2 protein-coding genes are annotated in these 782 nt (G+C 38.1%); both read left to right on the forward strand.

From position 1 onward, the window contains the following. The coding region (locus ACFIL8_RS11555) for a hypothetical protein (protein ID WP_375689923.1) at positions 1-235 on the forward strand (235 nt) is incomplete at its 5' end. A 160-nt stretch (positions 236-395) separates the two neighbouring features. After that, positions 396-749: a hypothetical protein gene (locus ACFIL8_RS11560; protein WP_375689925.1), complete on the forward strand. Its 354-nt coding sequence runs from the start codon at positions 396-398 to the stop codon at positions 747-749. Positions 750-782: the final 33 nt, after the last annotated feature.

Consider the following 782-nt stretch of genomic DNA (forward strand, 5'->3'; position numbering starts at 1 on the left):
GAGTGTATTACCAAAGATTTTCACGGAACATAATGAATCCTCCTTTTGTAGAAGTTATATGTATTATACATATAACTCATTATATGAACAGATGAGCTTGTTTAAGAGGCAATGTAAAGATAAAAATATAAAAGAACTTTCTCTTGCAGCCTTATGGTCTGATATTGCAATTGGTATCCTGTTTTACGTGGTCGGGCTATGGATGCCTAGGGCGAGAAAAAGCAGGGTATTTTAATGGACGTGCGGGGCATCATTGTTATGTTGCTGGGACTTGGAATTTGCGTCTGGTTATGAGATATCATTAGCGCAAAAAGATGGTTTTAAAGGTAGAGATACATTTTTTAATATCCCTGTAAAACTTCGAGAAGAGATAGAGTTATCCTATTAGAAAACATATAAATGTCCAGTGTGATAATATTATCGAATTACATGACATCATCACTCTTGCACGCCATTTTGATATACTACCTAAAATCTCATTGAGATTGTGCCATGTACTGGCAAACGGGGATAGATCGCGTTTTGGTATGACTGCGGCGGAGTTACGTGCCGCATTATCTTTGCTAGAATCCAATAGGATTAGGCTTAATGGGGCGCCTTTTCATGTGGGCTCTAATTTGAATTCGACTGAGTTAATAGTATCCACCTTAACTAAAGCTGGAAAGGATATTTACGCATTGAAGGATCAAAAAAGTTTTATCAGTTTAGGCGGGGATATCCGACTTCCACAGCGTTCTGCGATGCCATGACGATCAATGACGAATACCCTCGTAAAATTTATG

Origin of the sequence: Bartonella sp. AP57NXGY (genome assembly GCF_042195805.1) — a bacterium.
Lineage (GTDB): Bacteria > Pseudomonadota > Alphaproteobacteria > Rhizobiales > Rhizobiaceae > Bartonella.